Source organism: Streptomyces sp. EDA2-14, from assembly GCF_054963755.1.
This window is the reverse complement of sequence record NZ_JBUEGE010000012.1, coordinates 172861-189777: the sequence shown is the minus strand read 5'-3', so window position 1 is coordinate 189777 and position 16917 is coordinate 172861. Positions and strand designations below refer to the sequence as shown.

The following is a 16917-nucleotide window of genomic DNA, read 5'->3' as shown; positions in this document are numbered from 1 at the left end:
AGACAAAGAGCACGCCGGATCGAAGTCGATCCGACGTGCTCCGAAGAAGGGGCGGGGGCGGCTACGCGGGGGCGCCGACCTCCGCCCACACGACCTTGCCCGTGACACCGGGGGTGCGGACAACTCCCCAGTCGAGGCAGAGGCGTTGGACGATGAACATGCCGTGCCCGCCGGGACGGCCGACCCGGTGCGGGGTGCGCGGGGCGGGCTGCCCGGCCCCCCGGTCGGCGACCTCGATGCGCAGCACCTTGTTGGCCGGGGCGTCGCCGAAGTACAGGATGATCTCGTCCGGACCCTCGGCGTGCAGGCACGCGTTCGTGACCAGCTCGGAGACGACCAGCAGGACGTCCTCCGCCGCGGCCCGGCGGTCCGCGGTCGCCGCCGGCAGCCAGCCCCAGGCATGCAGCGATTCGCGGGTGAAGTCGCGGGCCAGCGGCACGATGCCGCTCGCCCCGCTGAGGCTCAGCCTGCGGACCTGCGCACCCGCGACGACCGGAACTTCGCCGGACTCGGGGCCGTGGTCGCCCGGCGAGTAAGGCCGGGTGGTGCTCATCAGCACTTCACCTCACCGATTCACCAATTCAGCTTCAGGATTCAGGTTCAGGGTCCGAGTGCCCACTGCCCGGCCAACAAGTCCGGGTCGAGGATCGGGGTCGCAGGGTCGTCTTGAGTCGCAGGGTCGAGGTCGTGTTCGGGGGGTCTCCTGCCCGGCGGAACGACGGAAACACCCACTTGTTGAGAACGGCTCCTGTGACACTGGTAACGCCTCGATCACGCAGAGACAACTGGAGCGTAACTTCTGCGGTTGATCACCGCACGCAGCCGTCCGGTTCCGGTCAGTCGCCCGAGGGGTCCGGGGCGAGTGCGTCGTCGAGCGACGCATGCACCGTGAAGACGGCCTCCGCGCCAGTGATCTCGAACACCCGGGCAACCACCGGGAGCATGCCCGCGAGGTGCACTCCACCACCGGCCGCCTCGGCTTTGAGCCGGGCTCCGAGCAGCACGTTCAACCCCGTCGAATCGCAGAATTCGAGGCGAGAACAGTCGATCACCAGACGGGAATGTCCATTATTGAGGCATTCGTCCAGGGGTTCGCGCAGCAAATCGGCCGTGTGGTGATCCAACTCACCGGCCGGGGTCACGACGGCACTGGAGCCCTCTTGTCGCACCTCGACCAGAAGCCGGCCCCGATGCGCACTGCCGACTGTCCCGCGGTCCATGACGTCTCTCTCTCGCTGCCTACGACGTGCCGATTGACGCCCTCGAACACTACGCCTTCTGACTGTGCGCCGACACCCGAACAACCTCTAGAATTCGGACATTTCACTGCTAAACGCACTTGCGACTCGGTGCAAAAAACGGGTAGGCCTAGTAAGGACACCAATCGACCACGGCCGGCTTTGGAGGCGCCGCACTTAGAAGCAGTGCACGCATTGGCATCGGCAGCCATATGCCGAGAACGCATGGAGGACATCATGTCAGCCCGGCTCGACGAATCGCGTACTGACCAGGCGACGTCGACTCTCCCCCCGGAAACGCACGTCGACGTCGAGACCGAAGGCCTTGATGGCCTCGAAGGCCTCCCGGAGATTCCCCCGTACGACGAGGTGGGGCCGCTCGACGCACGAGCCCTCTCCAAGACCCTCTTCGAGCGACTCGAGTCCCTCGAAGAAGGCACGCACGAATTCTCGTATGTCCGCAACACGCTGGTCGAGCTGAACCTGGCTCTGGTCAAGTTCGCGGCCTCCCGGTTCCGCTCCCGCAGCGAACCGATGGAGGACATCATTCAGGTCGGCACCATAGGCCTGATCAAGGCGATCGACCGGTTCGAGCTGAGCCGCGGCGTCGAGTTCCCGACCTTCGCGATGCCGACCATCGTCGGCGAGATCAAGCGCTTCTTCCGCGACACCTCCTGGTCCGTGCGCGTACCGCGCCGTCTCCAGGAACTCCGCCTCGACCTTGCCAAGGCGGGCGACGAACTCGCCCAGCAGCTCGATCGCGCCCCCACGGTGGGCGAGCTCGCCGAACGCCTGGGCCTGTCGAAGGACGAGGTCGTGGAGGGCATGGCGGCGTCGAACGCCTACACCGCCAGCTCGCTCGACGCACAGCCCGAGGAGGACGACTCCGAGGGCGCGCTCGCGGATCGCATCGGCTACGAGGACCACGGACTCGAAGGCATCGAGTACGTCGAGTCGTTGAAGCCGCTGATCGCCGATCTCCCGCCGCGCGATCGCAAGATCCTCTCGTTGCGCTTCGTCGCCAACATGACCCAGTCCGAGATCGGCGAGGAACTGGGCATCTCGCAGATGCACGTGTCGCGGCTGCTGTCGCGGACGCTGGTGCGCCTGCGCAAGGGTCTGACGCTCGAGGAGTAATCGCGCGGATCCCGCACCACCCGCACCACCCGCACAGCCCTGTCACGTCGAGGGGGTCGACCGGAGTCCGGTCGGCCCCCTCGGTGTGTCCGGGACGGCCGCGGCCTTACCAACTCCCGGCCCGCCACGCCCTGTTACCGAGGGAAACACCTTTCCGTGCCACCGCTCCTGCACCACTATGAGCACCCATCTGGGGCTCCAGTGACAGGAGGACACGGTGTCTGCGTCTGCGACTGCACCCGGCGGCGGCCACGCCTCGGCGCCCGACCACCGGCTCGTCGCCCTGCTGCGGGCCGACACCGCGACCGCGTACCCGGCCCTCGGCGAGCTGCGCAGCAGGCACCGGCACGCGCTCCTCGCCTACGCGCGGGTGTGCGCCGACGACGCCGACAGCGCACGGCAGTTGGCGGCGCAGGCCTTCGCCCGCGCCGCCCGCGAGATCGCACGCGGCGCCGAACCGCGCGGCTCCTGGCGCCACCACGCGCTGCTGCACGTCCACCGCACCGCGGCCGAGTGGGCCGCCGACGGGCGCGGCGCCCGGCTCGCCCCCGGTCTGCTCGCCGCCCTCCAGGCGCCGGACGCCGGCCGCACGCCCGCGCTGCTCGCCGCCTTCCACACGCTGCCCCCGCGCACACAGGCGCTGCTGTGGCACTCCGTGGTGGACGGGGACTCCGACGCCGCCACCGGCATCGCGCTCTCCATGCCCGCGCGGGACGTGGCGCAGGCCCGCGGGGCGGCGCTCGACGCGCTGCGCGGCGCCTGTCTCGCGGCGCGGGTGGCCCGCGCCGAGGGCACGCACTGCCGGGGTTACCGCCGCCTCATCGAGGAGGCGACGCGCACGGCCCGCCCCCGCACCACCGTCGACCTGGACGCACACCTGGCCCGCTGCCCGAGCTGCACCGCCGCGTACCTGGAGCTGACGGCCCTGCACGACGACCCGCGCCGGGCGCTCGCGGATGGGCTGCTGCCGTGGGGCGGCGCGGACTACCTGCTGACCGTGGAGCCCGCGGCGGCTCCGGTGCCGATACCGGTGCCGCGCGGCGCGGCCCCACGCCGCCACCGCGCGCCGCGCCCGACCCACCGCGCTCGCCGGAGGGCACCACGGCGTCCCGCGGTCGTCCGCGCGACCCCGATGGGCGTGGCGCTCGCCTCGGCCGCGGTCGGCGTGGCGTTCGTGCCGTTGCTGATCCTGACGCTGACGGAGGGCCGCCCGGACCTGTCGTCGGTGGGCAGCGGAATGACACCGACGCCGACCCGGTCGACGGTGACGGCCACGACGACGGAAACGGCCACGGCGACAGCCACGGCTACAGCGACGACAACGGCGACGGCGACCAGCACGAGGACAGTCACGGCACCCCCGCCGTCCGGTCCGCACCCCACCACCAAGTCACCGCATGCCAAGCCGAGTTCAAAGCCCTCGAAGTCCGCCCGCCCACCCGGCGGGGACTACGCGGAGGTGGTCAACGAGGCGTCGGGCAGGTGCCTCGACATCTCCCGCACGCCCCTGGCGGACGGCGACGACGTGGTGGCCGCGACGTGCGACCGCACGCGCAGCCAGCAGTGGCGCGTGGACCCCGACAGCGGCGTCGTCCAGTCCGCCGCCGACCCCGGCTTCTGCCTCGACAACCGCGGCGACCCCGACCGCACGATCGGCCTGTGGCACTGCACGGCGGCGAACGGCAACAACGGCGCCTACCTCACGTTCTCCGTCCACGGCGACGGCTCGATCCGCTCCGGCGCCGACCCCACCACGGCCGTGACCCCGCTGTCCGACGACTCGTTCCGCCTGGGCCAACGCAAGTTCCACGGCGGCGACGAGCAGCGGTGGCGGGCGGGGAAGAGCCTGTAACCGCTAGTCGACCGGGCGCAGGGCGGCCCTCGCCAGCGCGATCACGTCGCGCAGGCCCTGGCCGTGAGCAGGCACCGGTGCCGACGTCGGCTTCGTCGCCAACCCGGCACAGCCGCGACAGATCCCCTTCCCGACTCCTCGTGGCAGCGGGTCGCGGCACTCCGCGCATTCGCCGAGGGGTGCCACGCGCTCGTGCGCGTCGGGAGTCGGCGCGGCCGTGGGCGGCCGGTTCTCCAGGCGATACCGGACGAGGGCGGCAGCGGAGCGGAGTGCGCGGGGCAGGTCCGTGGTCAGGCAGCGGCGGAGGTCGGTTTCGGTGGCACCGGTCGCCAGTGCGCCGTCGATGAGCGGTGCGAGGCTTTCGACGTCGCGGGCGCCCAGGTGCAGCGCCGGTTCGCGATCGGCGAGGCGTTCCAGGAACGCCGCCCCGCGGTTGGGGGTGTTGTCCTTCGGGGTTTCACCCAAGGGGTATGCGCCGACGGCCTGCTCCTTCGCGTCACCGGCGGGCGGGTCCTGGTCACTCGGGCCGAAGGCGGCGGTGACCTCTTCGGGTGACGTCAACGGAACGTTGGAGACGAGGACTTGTGTGGCCCACCGCCCCGTCTCCGGGTTCTGCGAGCGGCGCGTATGGAGGTAACCCTCCTCCTCCAGCTGCCGCCTGGCCTTGCGCACGGCCAGGCGGCCTTCCGGCATCTTCTCGCCGAGGGACTGGACGGTTTCCCTGGCCCCTTCGGGGAGGGACAGGGCCCAGAGGAGGAGGCGTACGGCCGTGCCGTTCAGACGGGGGTTCCGAATGATCTCGTTCGGGACCTGAGAGAAGAAGCGGGCAGGAGGGATAGCATGCTTGAGCATCGCGATGGACCTCTGATCCATTCGTCGGTGAAGGCCCTCAGATTGGTGTTCGCAGCACCGCTGGGGGCCGCTCCGCGTTTACACACGGAGCGTGATGGCGCGGTTACTGTAGCGCGGATCCGACGGCGAACTTTACGAAAGTCGTCCAGCTGTCCACCGAAATGGCGAGCGTGGGGCCGGAGTTGGGGTCGGACTTCGAATCGCGCACGTGAACGGTGTCGGCGCGGGCGACCTCCAGGCAGTCGCCACCCGAGTCGCCGCTGTAGCTGGACTTGAACCACGTGAGGTCTGCAGTGGTCATAGTTCGCTCGCCATCCTCTCGATGAGCTTCACGGAGTCCCCCGGAGTGAGGGCCTGGGACCGGATCATGCCAAACCGCTGGAACAACTCACTTACCAGCGTGCGGTATTCGAGGACCAGGCCGCCCGCCTGCCCCTCGACGTACGCGACCCATTCCCGCTCGGGCGTCTCCACTAGCGTCCACGGCCCGGTGAACCCGGCATGCGACTCGATGGCGGTGGGCATGACCTGGATCGAGATGTTGCGCTTCTCGCTCAGCTCCAGCAAGCGTTCCAACTGCCCACGCAGGACGGCCGCTCCACCCACCGGGCGCCTCAGCACCCACTCCTCGACGACCAGCGCCAGCGACACAGCCGGCACGCGAGTGAGGAGTACCTGCCGTTCCAGGCGGGCCTGGACGCGCCGCTCGACCTCGTCGTCGTCCAGTACCGGCACGCGCGCGCCGAGCACCGTCCGGGCGTACTCCTCGGTCTGAACCAGCCCCTTGAGCACGTGGGAGTCGTACGACCACAGGCTGACCGCCGCCGCCTCCTTCTCCACGTAGTCGTCGAACCACGCCGGATACCGCCGCCGCTCCAGGTGATTCGCCGCTGCCTCCACCGCCGCCCGCGCCTCCAGGAACTCCCCCGCCCGCGCCACGAACCGCGCGCTCGGCATCCGCTCCCCGCGCTCGACCATCGCCACCTGCGACGCCGAATACCCGACGTACGCCCCGAAGTCCTCCCGCGAACCGCCCCTCGCCTCTCTCAGGGCACGTACCACCGCTCCGAACATCCGCATGCTCGACGAACCGTCGACACAGTCCTGCACAGGGAACCCCCTCGCCTGCACACCTCGTTGTGTGCAGCTCACAGTCCTGGTCAGGCTAGCGAGCAGTCACGCACTGTGAGCACATGAAGACGCAATCTCCACCCGAAGTCGTGCTCCAACTGCGGGCGGATCCGGAGAAGTTCACGGACGTGCGGCGAATGCTCGCCACACACCTACGGGCCTGGGGGCACTCCGCCCTCGTCGACGCGGCGCAGCTCTGCGTGACGGAAATACTGGCGAACGTGCACCGGCACGTGGCGGTCCCCGAGTGCGAGGTGCGGCTACGGGTGCTTCCGGAGGAGCACGGCACGGTACAGGTGTCCGTGGCCGACCGCTCCCCCGTCCTGCCGGTGCCGCGCGCGGAGCCGGACTGGGAGGCGGAGTCGGGGCGCGGGCTGTTCCTGATCGCGGCGGCGGCAGACCGGTGGGGCACCTTGCCGACGCGGGACGGGAAGCTGGTGTGGGCGCGGCTGACAGGAAAAGAGTGAGGGCATGACCTCACGCGTCTCCGTCCAGCAGCTTCAGGGCACCAAGCCCGTCAGACCGATGTCGAGGGGGAACGGTACGGCGGTCTTCAGACGGTCACGGTGGATGCCGGTGGCCACATACGCGTGGGTCATGGCATCGAGTTCGTAGGTGTGAACGACGGGCGTGCCGGTCTCGTCCTCGACGCGCCAGAAATGGGGAATCCTGGCCTGTGCGTACTTGAACGGCTTGAGGGACCGGTCCCGGTCGGCCGATTCCTCCGAGACGACCTCGATGACCAGTGCGACGTCCTCGGGGGCGTACCACGTACGGTCCGGGTCGTATGAAGCGGTGGTGACCAGGATGTCGGGCTCGGGGCGGCTCTTCTTGTCGAGCCGGACCGTCATCTCCCGCTCGGTGTCGAAGCCCGCCGGAGCTGCCTGCCGCAGGGCAAAGGTCAGGTTCTCCACGAGCCGGGAGTGCCAGGACCGCTGCGGCGACATCATGAAGATCAACGCTCCGTCGATGAGTTCGGTGTGCCGCGGCGCCTGGGGAAGGCGATCGAGATCGTCCGCTTCCCAGCCGCTGGGTCGGGGCGGGATCATCCAGCTGGGGAGTTCAGCGGTCACGACTTCCTCCAGCGCCTGGTAACGACTGTCCAAGGGTGTGATCCCGGCTCGCGGACGCGGGCCACACGGCCGTTTCCAGGCTAGTGGATACCTCCAGCCCCGGGGCGGTGCGGCCCGGCCCGACGTTCAGGCGGCGCGAACCCCCGCCCGCCACACCTCACTGACCAGCGGCACCCCCGGCCGGTACGCGAAGTGGACGTGGCTCGGGGCGTCCAGGAACGTGAGGTCGGCCCTCGCGCCAGGGGAGAGGTGGCCGACGTCCGTGCGGCGGAGGGCCTGGGCGCCGCCCGCCGTGGCCGACCAGAGGGCCTCGTCGGGGGTCATGCCCATGTCCCTTACCGCCAGGGCGATGCAGAACGGGACCGAGGACGTGTAGGACGAGCCGGGGTTGCAGTCAGTGGAGAGGGCCACCGTCGCGCCCGCGTCGAGGAGGCGGCGGGCGTTCGGCCACTCGGCGCGCGTGGAGAACTCCGCGCCGGGCAGCAGCGTGGCCACCGTGTTGCCGTTCGCCAGGGCGTCCACGTCCGCGTCCGTGAGGTGCGTGCAGTGGTCGGCCGATGCCGCGTCCAGCTCCACCGCCAGCTGGACTCCGGGGCCGTAGCTGAGCTGGTTCGCGTGGATGCGGGGCAGCAGGCCCTTGGCCTTGCCCGCCGTGAGGATGGCGCGGGCCTGGTCGCCGTCGAAGGCGCCCTTCTCGCAGAAGACGTCCACCCAGCGGGCGTGCGGGGCGCAGGCGTCCAGCATCTTCCCCGTCACCAGCTCGACGTACGCGGCCGGGTCCTCCGCGTAGTCGGGGGACACGATGTGTGCGCCGAGGTAGGTGACCTCGTCGGTGTGGGCCGCCGCGATGCGCAGGGCGCGTTCCTCGTCCTCGACCGTGAGGCCGTAGCCGGACTTCGTCTCGAACGTGGTCGTGCCCTGGCGGAGGGCTTCCGTGAGGTGGTGGGTGAGGTTCGCTTCGAGGGCCTCGTCCGTCGCCGCGCGCGTCGCCGCCACCGTCGTGCGGATGCCGCCCGCCGAGTAGCTCTGGCCCGACATGCGGGCGTTGAACTCGGCCGTGCGGTCGCCCGCGAAGACCAGGTGGGAGTGGGAGTCGACGAAGCCGGGGATGACGGCACGGCCCGCGGCGTCGTGGGTGGTGTCGGCGGCCGGGGCCTTGGCCGTGGGGCCCGCCCAGGCGATCTTGTCGTTCTCGATGACCAGGGCGGCGTTGTGGATCTGGCCGAGGGGGCCCTCGCCGATGGTCGGGTCGTTCGTGACCAGCGTGCCGATGTTGGTGATGGTCGTGGTGGGCGGGGTGTTCGTCATGGGTCCTCTCCGTGGGCGGGTGGGGATCTTCTCCCCAACCCGCCCCTTCCCGAAATGTGGCGCTGCGCGCCCGTGGTTGAGGTCGCGGGGCGCTGCCCCGGGCCCCGCGCCTCAATCGCCGGCGGGGCTTGATTTCAGCCGGTCGGGCTGGATGTGTGCAGTGCGCTGATTGCTTCCGTCAGGGCCCCCGCCACGTCGCCCACCCGGACGTGTTCGCCGTCGCGGACCACCACGCGGCCGCCCGCCACCACGTCGGAGACGTCCGCCGCCGTCGCCGCGAACACCGCCGTTTCCGCGCCGAAGCGGGGTTCGGGGCCTGCCGTGCGGACCGAGTCGAGCCGGATGGTGACCAGGTCGGCCCGCGCGCCCGGTTCGATCGTGCCCGCGTCGGACCAGCCCAGCGCCGCGTGGCCGTCCTCCGACGCCGCGCGCAGCAGCGCCGCCGCCGTCCAGTGGCCGCGGGTCCGGGACCGCAGGCGCTCGTTCAGTTCCATCGCGCGGGCCTCCTCGAAGAGGTCGATCACCGCGTGGCTGTCGGAGCCCAGCGAAAGGGGCGAACCCGCCTTCTGGAGCGCCACCGCGGGGCCGATGCCGTCGGCCAGGTCGCGCTCGGTGGTGGGGCACATGCACGTGCCCGTGCCCGAGCCGCCGAGGAGCGCGATGTCGGCGTCCGTGAGGTGGGTGTTGTGGACGCCCGTCGTGCGCGCGCTCAGCACCCCGTTGTCCGCGAGGAGCTGCGTCGGGGTGCAGCCGTGGGCCGCCTGGCACGCGTCGTTCTCCGCCGTCTGCTCGGAGAGGTGGACGTGGAGGGGGGCGCGGCGGGCCGAGGCCCAGTCCGCGACCGCCGACAGCTGCGCCGCCGGGACCGCGCGCACCGAGTGGACCGCCGCACCGATCCGTACGCCGGGACGCTCCTTCAGGAGGGACACCCGCTCGGCCCACGCCTCGGCCGTGCCGTCGCTGAAGCGCTGCTGGTGGTGGTCCGGTTCCTTGCCGAAGCCGGACGACAGGTACGCCGTGTCGAGGAGCGTGATGCGGATGCCCGCCTCCTCCGCCGCCGCGATCAGTGCCTCGCCCATCGCGTTCGGGTCGGCGTACGGGGTGCCGCCGGGCGCGTGGTGCAGGTAGTGGAACTCGCCCACCGACGTGATGCCCGCGAGCGCCATCTCGGCGTACACGGCCCGCGCCAGCGCGTGGTACGAGTCGGGCGTGAGTCGGTCGGCCACCGAGTACATGACCTCGCGCCACGTCCAGAACGTCCCCGAGCCGACCTGCACGGTCGAGCGGAGCGCCCGGTGGAAGGCGTGGCTGTGGGCGTTCGCGAGGCCGGGCACGGTCAGTCCGCGCAGCGCGGTCGCGCCGGGCGGGGGTGCGCCGACCCCCGTACGGACCGCCGTGAAGCGGCCCTCGTCCGACACGTCCACCGCCACGCCGGGCTCGACATGCGTGCCGAGCCAGGCGTGTTCCAACCAGTAGGTCGTCGTCACTTGCAGGCCAGCCCTTCCAGTACGTCGGCCAGTGCGCGCACCCCTTCCAGGCAGTCGTCCTCGGCCGCGGACTCGGCCGGGGAGTGCGAGACGCCCGTCGGGTTGCGTACGAACAGCATGGCGGTGGGGATCGACTGGGCGAGGATTCCCGCGTCGTGTCCCGCTCCCGTGCCGAGGACGGGGACCTTCAGGTCGGTGTCCGTGCCGAGGATCCGGCCCAGCTCGTCGCGGAGCGCGTCGTCGAACTCGACGATCGGCGTGAACGACTCGCGGGTCAGCGACACGTCGATGCCGTGGGCCTGCGCGTACTCGCGGGCCGCCCGCTCCACCCCGGTGACCGTCGCGTCCAGGGACTCCTGGTCGGCGGCGCGGGAGTCGAGCCAGCCGCGTACGAGGGAGGGGATGGCGTTGACGCCGTTCGGCTCGACGGAGATCTTGCCGAACGTCACCACCGCGCCCGCGAGTTCGGCCTCGCGGCGGGCCGCCAGGACCGTCTCCGCGTAGCTCAGCATCGGGTCGCGGCGGTCGACCAGACGGGTCGTGCCCGCGTGGTTGGCCTCGCCGCGGAAGTCGAAGCGCCAGCGGCCGTGCGGCCAGATGGAGCTCGCGATGCCGATCGCGTCACCGGACAGGTCCAGGGCGCGGCCCTGTTCCACGTGCAGCTCGATGAACGCGCCGATGCGGTCGAGGCGTTCGCGGTCGGCGCCGATGGCGTCCGGGTCGTACCCGGCCCGCTCCATCGCCTGCGGGAGGGTGATCCCGTCGGCGTCCGTGAGCTTGTGGGCCGCCTCAGGGGTGAGGACGCCCGCGGTGAGGCGGGAGCCCACGCAGGCGAGGCCGAAGCGGGCGCCCTCCTCGTCGCCGAAGTTGGTGATCGCGAGCGGCTTGGTGAACTCCACTCCCCTGCGGCGGAGTTCGTCCAGGGCGGCGAAGGAGGAGACGACGCCGAGGGGGCCGTCGAAGGCGCCGCCGTCGGGGACGGAGTCCAGGTGGGAGCCGGTGACGACGGCGTCGCCCGCCTCCGGGTCGCCGAGCCAGGCCCACTGGTTGCCGTTGCGGTCGAGTTCGTAGGTCAGGCCGCGGCTCTCGGCCTGGGCCTTGAACCAGGCGCGGCAGTCGGCGTCGGCGCCGGTCCAGGCGTAGCGCCTGTAGCCACCCGTGTCGGCGTTGCGGCCGATGGGGCGGAGATCGTGCCACATCTCCGTGAAGCTTGGCGGAACCGGCGTTGCGGGCGCGGGGCTCTGCCCCGGACCCCGCTGCTCAATCGCCGCAGGGGCTTGATTGAGCGGCTCTGCTTGATTGTTCACTCCCCCTCCCGCATAGGAACCCGCACGCCACGCTCCGCCGCAACATCCGCCGCGTGCTCGTAGCCCGCGTCGACGTGGCGGATGACGCCCATCGCCGGGTCGTTCGTGAGGACGCGCTCGATCTTCTGGGCGGCGAGGTCGGTGCCGTCGGCGACGCAGACCTGGCCCGCGTGGATGGAGCGGCCCATGCCGACGCCGCCGCCGTGGTGCAGGGAGACCCAGGACGCGCCGGAGGCGGTGTTGACCAGGGCGTTCAGGAGCGGCCAGTCGGCGATCGCGTCGGAGCCGTCCTTCATGGCCTCGGTCTCGCGGTACGGGGAGGCCACCGAACCGGAGTCGAGGTGGTCGCGGCCGATGGCGACCGGGGCCGACAGCTCGCCGGACGCGACCATCTCGTTGAACTTGAGGCCCGCGCGGTGGCGCTCGCCGTAGCCGAGCCAGCAGATGCGCGCCGGGAGGCCCTCGAAGGCGATGCGGTCGGCGGCCATGTCGAGCCAGCGGTGCAGGTGCTTGTTCTCGGGGAACAGCTCCTTGATCGCCTTGTCCGTCTTGGCGATGTCCTCGGGGTCGCCGGACAGGGCCGCCCAGCGGAACGGGCCGAGGCCCTCCTCGAACAGCGGGCGGATGTGCGCCGGGACGAAGCCGGGGAAGTCGAAGGCGCGGTCGTAGCCCGCCTTGCGGGCCTCGTCGCGGATCGAGTTGCCGTAGTCGAAGACCTCGGCGCCCGCGTCCAGGAAGCCGACCATGGCCTCGACGTGCAGCCGCATCGACTGCCGTGCCTTCTCGGTGAAGCCGGCCGGGTCCGCCTCGCGCTCCTTGTCCCAGTCCTCGACCGAGATGCCGACGGGCAGGTAGGCGAGCGGGTCGTGGGCGGAGGTCTGGTCGGTGACGATGTCGATCGGGGCGCCGCGGCGCAGCAGCTCCGGGAAGATCTCGGCCGCGTTGCCGACGACGCCGATGGACAGGCCGCGGCGCTCGTCGCGGGCCTGGACCGCCAGCTCCAGGGCGTGGTCGAGGTTGTCGGCCTTCACGTCGAGGTAGCGGGTGCCGATGCGGCGGTCGATGCGGGTCTCGTCGACGTCGACGCAGATCGCGACGCCCTCGTTCATCGTGACGGCGAGGGGCTGGGCGCCGCCCATGCCGCCGACGCCGGCGGTGAGGGTGATGGTCCCGGCGAGCGTGCCGTCGAACTTCTTGCGGGCGACCGCGCCGAAGGTCTCGTACGTGCCCTGGACGATGCCCTGCGAGCCGATGTAGATCCACGAACCGGCCGTCATCTGGCCGTACATCATGAGGCCCTCGGCCTCCAGCTTGCGGAACTCCTCCCAGTTGGCCCAGTCGCCCACGAGGTTGGAGTTGGCGAGCAGCACGCGCGGCGCCCACTCGCTGGTGCGCAGCACGCCGACCGGCTTGCCGGACTGGACGAGGAGGGTCTCGTCGGCCTTCAGCGTCTTCAGCGTGCGCACGATCGCGTCGTACGCCTCCCAGGACCGGGCCGCCTTGCCGGTGCCGCCGTAGACGACGAGCTTGTCGGGGTGCTCGGCCACCTCGCCGTCGAGGTTGTTCATGAGCATCCGCAGGGCGCCCTCCTGCTGCCACCCCAGGGTGTTGAGCTCGGTGCCGCGCGGGGCTCGTACGGGGCGGGGTCCTGACATCGGCGGCCTCCTGGGGCGTATCCACCAGCCGGTGGGTCATCACTGTTGGAACTTCTATTCACATCCTGACTTCGTGAATAAGGCTAGTCAATAGCTGCCGGGGGAATCCCTACCTGGCGCCGCGTTCACAGCCGTACGTCCACGCATCCCGCGGGAGGTCCAGTGACAAGCCCACCGCCATCCACCGCCGACCGGGCCGCACCGGGCGACACCCCGCTGCACCGGGCCATCGGGCCGAAACTCCTGATCCTGTTCGTGATCGGGGACATCCTCGGCACCGGGATCTACGCGACCACGGGGAAGGTCGCGGGAAAGGTCGGCGGCGCGCTGTGGCTGCCGTTCGCGATCGGCTTCGTCGTGGCGCTGCTGACCGCCGCCTCGTACGTCGAGCTCGTCGGCAAGTACCCGAAGGCGGCGGGCGCGGCGCTCTATGCGCAGAAGGCGTTCAAGGTGCCGTTCCTGACCTTCATCGTCGCCTTCATGGTGATGTGCTCGGGGCTCTCGTCCGCGAGCGCCGCCGCCCGCGCCTTCAGCGGCGACTACCTCGGCGAGCTGACGAACGGCGCGCTGCCGCCCACCCTGGTCGCCATCCTCTTCGTGCTCGCGCTCGCCGCGCTGAACCTGCGGGGCGTCAGCGAGTCCGTGAAGGCGAACGTCGTGCTGACCCTGGTCGAGCTGACCGGGCTCGTCATCATCCTCGCCATCGGCGCGTACGCCGTCCTGACCGGCGGCGGCGAGCCCTCCCGGCTGACCGACCTCGAGACCAACGGGACCGGATTCGCCCTGATGACCGGGGTGTTGGGGGCGACGGCGCTGGGCTTCTTCGCGTTCGTCGGCTTCGAGGACTCGGTCAACATGGCCGAGGAGACCAAGGACCCGACCCGCACCTTCCCGCGCGCGATCTTCATCGGCGTCGCCGTGACCGGCACCATCTACGTGCTCGTCGCGCTCGTGTCCTCGCTGCTCGTCGACCACAAGGTCCTTGAGTCGTCGAGCGGGCCGCTGCTGGAGGTGGTGAAGGCCGGTGGAATCTCCTTCCCGCACCAACTCTTCGCACTCATCGCCCTGTTCGCCGTCACGAACTCCGCGCTCATCAACATCATGATGGCCTCGCGGCTCTGCTACGGGATGGCCAACGAGCGCATCCTGCCGCGCGCGATGGGCCGCGTGCTGCCCCGGCGGCGCACCCCCGTCGTGGGCATCGTCTTCGTGTCGCTGCTCGCGGTCGGGCTCGTGTCGACCGGGGAGATCGAGGGGCTCGGCGACACCACGTCGTTCCTGCTGCTGTGCGTGTTCGCCGTGGTCAACGTGGCCGTGCTCGTGCTCCGCAAGGACCGGGTCGGGCACCAGCACTTCCGTACGCCGACGGTCCTGCCGGTGCTCGGCGCGCTCACCGCGCTGATCCTCGCCAGCCCGCTCGCCGACCGGCCCGCCGAGGTCTACATCCGGGCGGGCGTGCTCGTCGCCATCGGCATCGGACTGTGGGTGGTCAACAAGGTGGTACTGAAGGCGCAAGGGGAGGACTGAGGCGCCGGACGATCATCCGAACGTGACTACCCCGCAAGCCAGTTGGCGGATTCTAGCCCTCTGCCGCATGTTCCACCGGGAAATGCCCTAAGCCTCACCTGCCCTCCGTACGTTGCGTAGCGTCGCCGTCACTCGTGCACCAGTTGCACACATGGCGATCGCGGTGGGGAGGGGCAGGGGTGCCCGGAATCGACGAGTGCCTCCTGGAAGTCATGCGGCTTCCGGGGGCACGCGGCGCCTCCGTCGTCGACTGGACCAGCGGACTCGCCCTCGGCACGGTCGGCGACTCGAGCAACGAGGACCACGAGGCCACCGCCGCCGAGACCGCCGAACTCGCCAGAATCGCCGCCGAGCACCGCGCGTTCGCCCCAGCCGACGGCAACGACTGGACCCTCGGCTCCACCGGCGACAAGGCGCCGCCCGTCGAGGACGTCATCGTCACCAGCCGCGACAGCTACCACCTGATCCGCTTCGTCCGCACCACCTTCGACAGCAGCGTCTTCCTCCATCTGTGGCTCGACCGCGACGACGGCAACCTCGCGCTCGCCCGGCTGCGGCTCGCCGACATAGCCGACCGGATGGTCCTGGGATGACCGCCGACCTCCACACAGGGGTCTCGCCGATGCTGACCCGGCTCGCCGACGAGCAGGCCACCGGAGCACTGATCCGGGAGCACGGCACCCTCTACCTGGAGGACGGCAGGGTCGTGCACGCCGAGTCGCCCGCGACGCCCGGCATGGGCGTGCTCCTCACCACGGGCGGCGCGGTGCAGGCCGAGGGCTGGTCGGAGGCCGTGGACCGGGCGGGCGCGCTGCAGCGGGTCGGCCGCTACCTCGTCGAGCAGGGCCGGCTCTCCGACGGCGCCCTCGAACTGTGCCATCTGGGCGCCCTGTTCGACGCCTCGTACTTCACGCTCGCCCCGAGCAGCGGGCCGAGCCGGTTCCGGTACGGGGTCTCGCACTGGTTCGGTTCGGTGCGCCCGGTGCCGGTGGCGGCCGTCGAGCGGGAGACGCTGCGCCGCCGCGAGCTGCTCCAGCGGATCTGGCCCGACGCGGGCGCGGACACCGCGCCGCTCACCCGGACCACCCTCGGCGAGCCGAGCGTGCCACCGCGCAGACGCCGCGTCCTCGACCTGGTCGACGGGGCGCGCACGGCCCCCCAGATAGCGCTCGCCCTGGGCAGGCCCGCCTTCCACACCCTTGTCGACCTGCGGCGCCTCGTCGCGTCGGGACTGGTGGCCACCGTCCCCGCTCCGGCGCCGCCCGCACTGCCCGAGCTGGCCGAGCTGGCTGTCGTCGAGGACCCCGACGTAGCCCTGCTGCGGCGGCTGCGTGCCGGTCTGGAGGCCCTGTGACTGGAGGCCCTGTGAGACGCCTGCTGCGCTCCTCGCGTACCCCTGAAAGGAGACCTCCGATGGTCGACGAGGCCGAACTCATCGCCGAACTCCAGCGGTTGAGAGTCCGCGTACCGCAGGTCACCGGCGCCATCGCGGCCAGCGTCGACGGCCTGGTCCTCGCCCACGACACCCCCGGCGTCGAACCGGAGGGGATCGCCGCGCTCACCGCCACCGCGCTCGGCGTCGCCCAGCGGCTCGCCGACGCCACCGAGCAGGGTGCCTTCCGGGAGCTCCTGGTGCGCGGGGCCGGCGGCTACGTCGCCACGTACGCGGCCGGGGAGACCGCCGTCCTCACGCTCCTCGCGGAGGACCGGGTCAACGTCGGCCGCCTGCATCTCGAGGGGCGCCGCTCCGGCGCCCGCATCGGGAAACTCACCACTCCCTCCGACGAGGAGGAGACGCCGCGCGAACCGGCCCCCCGCACCCGCGGCCGGGCCCGCGCCCGCACGGCGCCCAGCACCACGACGACCGAGACCGGACTCCCCGTCCGGCCGTCCCCCAACGTGCCGACACAGCCCATGCGTTGACCGCCGGCACGCCCTGAAGTACACGCACGAAAGGACCAAGCATCATGGCCAACACCGAGACCGCACTCAAGGACGCCCTCGCCTCCATCGAAGGCGCAAGCGCCGCGGCCCTCGTCGACTACACCAGCGGCATGGCCCTCGGCACCATCGGCGGATCGAAGACGTTCGACCTGGAGGTCGCGGCGGCGGGCAACACCGACGTCGTCCGCTCCAAGCTGCGCACCATGGACCAGCTGGGGCTCAAGGACGGGATCGAGGACATCCTCATCACCCTCGGCACCCAGTACCACCTGATCAGGCTGCTCAAGGGGCGGGGCGGGAACGGCCTGTTCCTGTACCTGGTGCTCGACAAATCCCGCGCCAACCTGGCGATGGCCCGCCATCAGCTGAAGAAGATCGAGAACGAGCTGGAGGTCTGAGGACCACC

At 71.0% G+C, this 16917-nt stretch carries 18 protein-coding genes; 8 read left to right on the top strand and 10 right to left on the bottom strand.

The window, feature by feature from the left end; all coding sequences use genetic code 11:
* Positions 1 to 61 precede the first annotated feature (61 nt).
* Together ACY34M_RS26505 and ACY34M_RS26500 are read right to left on the bottom strand one after the other, a co-directional pair.
* Positions 62 to 553, bottom strand: coding sequence for an ATP-binding protein (locus tag ACY34M_RS26505; protein ID WP_462721021.1), 492 nt, complete (start codon positions 551 to 553; stop codon positions 62 to 64).
* A 283-nt stretch (positions 554 to 836) separates the two neighbouring features.
* Positions 837 to 1220 (bottom strand): STAS domain-containing protein, encoded by a 384-nt coding sequence (locus ACY34M_RS26500; protein WP_356384460.1) that lies wholly within the window; start codon positions 1218 to 1220, stop codon positions 837 to 839.
* A 255-nt stretch (positions 1221 to 1475) separates the two neighbouring features.
* Between ACY34M_RS26500 and ACY34M_RS26495 the strand changes: the two genes are divergently transcribed.
* Together ACY34M_RS26495 and ACY34M_RS26490 are read left to right on the top strand one after the other, a co-directional pair.
* Positions 1476 to 2375, top strand: a complete 900-nt coding sequence (locus tag ACY34M_RS26495; protein ID WP_462721020.1) for an RNA polymerase sigma factor SigF — start codon at positions 1476 to 1478, stop codon at positions 2373 to 2375.
* A gap of 217 nt (positions 2376 to 2592) precedes the next feature.
* A complete protein-coding gene (locus tag ACY34M_RS26490; RefSeq protein ID WP_462721019.1) occupies positions 2593 to 4227 on the top strand; it encodes a ricin-type beta-trefoil lectin domain protein in 1635 nt (544 codons plus the stop codon).
* A gap of 3 nt (positions 4228 to 4230) precedes the next feature.
* On the opposite strand, the gene ACY34M_RS26485 is transcribed toward ACY34M_RS26490, so the two are convergent.
* The 3 genes from ACY34M_RS26485 to ACY34M_RS26475 form a co-directional block, all read right to left on the bottom strand.
* Positions 4231 to 5079 (bottom strand): hypothetical protein, encoded by an 849-nt coding sequence (locus ACY34M_RS26485; RefSeq protein WP_462721018.1) that lies wholly within the window; start codon positions 5077 to 5079, stop codon positions 4231 to 4233.
* 103 nt (positions 5080 to 5182) lie between these two features.
* The gene (locus tag ACY34M_RS26480; protein WP_462721017.1) at positions 5183 to 5380 is read right to left on the bottom strand and encodes a DUF397 domain-containing protein; all 198 of its coding nucleotides are present in this window, start codon (positions 5378 to 5380) and stop codon (positions 5183 to 5185) included.
* Positions 5377 to 6159: a helix-turn-helix domain-containing protein gene (locus ACY34M_RS26475; RefSeq protein ID WP_462721016.1), complete on the bottom strand. Its 783-nt coding sequence runs from the start codon at positions 6157 to 6159 to the stop codon at positions 5377 to 5379. Before ACY34M_RS26475 ends, ACY34M_RS26480 begins: the two co-directional genes overlap by 4 nt.
* Positions 6160 to 6272: 113 nt before the next feature.
* On the opposite strand from ACY34M_RS26475, the gene ACY34M_RS26470 reads away from it, so the two are divergent.
* On the top strand, positions 6273 to 6677 hold the full coding sequence (locus tag ACY34M_RS26470; RefSeq protein ID WP_462721015.1) for an ATP-binding protein: 405 nt from the start codon (positions 6273 to 6275) through the stop codon (positions 6675 to 6677).
* Positions 6678 to 6710: 33 nt separating this feature from the next.
* Here ACY34M_RS26470 and ACY34M_RS26465 read toward each other — a convergent pair whose 3' ends face one another.
* The 5 genes from ACY34M_RS26465 to hutU form a co-directional block, all read right to left on the bottom strand.
* Complete coding sequence (locus ACY34M_RS26465; protein WP_462721072.1) at positions 6711 to 7259, bottom strand: Uma2 family endonuclease; 549 nt, start codon at positions 7257 to 7259, stop codon at positions 6711 to 6713.
* Between the two features lie 150 nt (positions 7260 to 7409).
* On the bottom strand, positions 7410 to 8591 hold the full coding sequence (gene hutI, locus ACY34M_RS26460) for an imidazolonepropionase (protein WP_462721014.1): 1182 nt from the start codon (positions 8589 to 8591) through the stop codon (positions 7410 to 7412).
* 134 nt (positions 8592 to 8725) lie between these two features.
* Positions 8726 to 10078 carry a formimidoylglutamate deiminase gene (locus ACY34M_RS26455; RefSeq protein ID WP_462721013.1) on the bottom strand — a complete coding sequence of 451 codons (1353 nt, stop codon included), beginning with the start codon at positions 10076 to 10078 and terminating at the stop codon, positions 8726 to 8728.
* Complete coding sequence (locus tag ACY34M_RS26450; protein WP_462721012.1) at positions 10075 to 11277, bottom strand: allantoate amidohydrolase; 1203 nt, start codon at positions 11275 to 11277, stop codon at positions 10075 to 10077. The genes ACY34M_RS26455 and ACY34M_RS26450 overlap by 4 nt, the downstream gene beginning before the upstream one ends.
* A gap of 104 nt (positions 11278 to 11381) precedes the next feature.
* The gene (gene hutU, locus ACY34M_RS26445) at positions 11382 to 13040 is read right to left on the bottom strand and encodes a urocanate hydratase (protein WP_462721011.1); all 1659 of its coding nucleotides are present in this window, start codon (positions 13038 to 13040) and stop codon (positions 11382 to 11384) included.
* 162 nt (positions 13041 to 13202) lie between these two features.
* On the opposite strand from hutU, the gene ACY34M_RS26440 reads away from it, so the two are divergent.
* From ACY34M_RS26440 to ACY34M_RS26420, 5 genes are all read left to right on the top strand, one after another.
* Complete coding sequence (locus ACY34M_RS26440; RefSeq protein WP_462721010.1) at positions 13203 to 14567, top strand: APC family permease; 1365 nt, start codon at positions 13203 to 13205, stop codon at positions 14565 to 14567.
* A gap of 179 nt (positions 14568 to 14746) precedes the next feature.
* Positions 14747 to 15160, top strand: coding sequence for a hypothetical protein (locus ACY34M_RS26435; protein ID WP_462721009.1), 414 nt, complete (start codon positions 14747 to 14749; stop codon positions 15158 to 15160).
* Positions 15157 to 15921 carry a transcriptional regulator gene (locus tag ACY34M_RS26430; RefSeq protein WP_462721008.1) on the top strand — a complete coding sequence of 255 codons (765 nt, stop codon included), beginning with the start codon at positions 15157 to 15159 and terminating at the stop codon, positions 15919 to 15921. Before ACY34M_RS26435 ends, ACY34M_RS26430 begins: the two co-directional genes overlap by 4 nt.
* A 59-nt stretch (positions 15922 to 15980) precedes the next feature.
* Positions 15981 to 16490: a roadblock/LC7 domain-containing protein gene (locus ACY34M_RS26425; RefSeq protein ID WP_462721007.1), complete on the top strand. Its 510-nt coding sequence runs from the start codon at positions 15981 to 15983 to the stop codon at positions 16488 to 16490.
* Between the two features lie 44 nt (positions 16491 to 16534).
* Positions 16535 to 16909 carry a hypothetical protein gene (locus ACY34M_RS26420; RefSeq protein ID WP_462721006.1) on the top strand — a complete coding sequence of 125 codons (375 nt, stop codon included), beginning with the start codon at positions 16535 to 16537 and terminating at the stop codon, positions 16907 to 16909.
* The last annotated feature ends 8 nt before the right edge of the window (positions 16910 to 16917 follow it).

Excerpts from the sequence above, each read along its gene's own strand:
- ACY34M_RS26420 (WP_462721006.1), top strand. The coding sequence starts at position 16,535 with ATGGCCAACACCGAGACCGCACTCAAGGACGCCCTCGCCTCCATCGAA.
- ACY34M_RS26450 (WP_462721012.1), bottom strand. The coding sequence starts at position 11,277 with ATGTGGCACGATCTCCGCCCCATCGGCCGCAACGCCGACACGGGTGGC.
- ACY34M_RS26495 (WP_462721020.1), top strand. The coding sequence starts at position 1,476 with ATGTCAGCCCGGCTCGACGAATCGCGTACTGACCAGGCGACGTCGACT.
- ACY34M_RS26480 (WP_462721017.1), bottom strand. The coding sequence starts at position 5,380 with ATGACCACTGCAGACCTCACGTGGTTCAAGTCCAGCTACAGCGGCGAC.
- ACY34M_RS26485 (WP_462721018.1), bottom strand. The coding sequence starts at position 5,079 with ATGCTCAAGCATGCTATCCCTCCTGCCCGCTTCTTCTCTCAGGTCCCG.
- ACY34M_RS26475 (WP_462721016.1), bottom strand. The coding sequence starts at position 6,159 with ATGCGGATGTTCGGAGCGGTGGTACGTGCCCTGAGAGAGGCGAGGGGC.
- ACY34M_RS26505 (WP_462721021.1), bottom strand. The coding sequence starts at position 553 with ATGAGCACCACCCGGCCTTACTCGCCGGGCGACCACGGCCCCGAGTCC.
- hutU (WP_462721011.1), bottom strand. The coding sequence starts at position 13,040 with ATGTCAGGACCCCGCCCCGTACGAGCCCCGCGCGGCACCGAGCTCAAC.
- ACY34M_RS26500 (WP_356384460.1), bottom strand. The coding sequence starts at position 1,220 with ATGGACCGCGGGACAGTCGGCAGTGCGCATCGGGGCCGGCTTCTGGTC.
- ACY34M_RS26470 (WP_462721015.1), top strand. The coding sequence starts at position 6,273 with ATGAAGACGCAATCTCCACCCGAAGTCGTGCTCCAACTGCGGGCGGAT.
- ACY34M_RS26465 (WP_462721072.1), bottom strand. The coding sequence starts at position 7,259 with ATGATCCCGCCCCGACCCAGCGGCTGGGAAGCGGACGATCTCGATCGC.
- ACY34M_RS26430 (WP_462721008.1), top strand. The coding sequence starts at position 15,157 with ATGACCGCCGACCTCCACACAGGGGTCTCGCCGATGCTGACCCGGCTC.
- ACY34M_RS26425 (WP_462721007.1), top strand. The coding sequence starts at position 15,981 with ATGGTCGACGAGGCCGAACTCATCGCCGAACTCCAGCGGTTGAGAGTC.
- hutI (WP_462721014.1), bottom strand. The coding sequence starts at position 8,591 with ATGACGAACACCCCGCCCACCACGACCATCACCAACATCGGCACGCTG.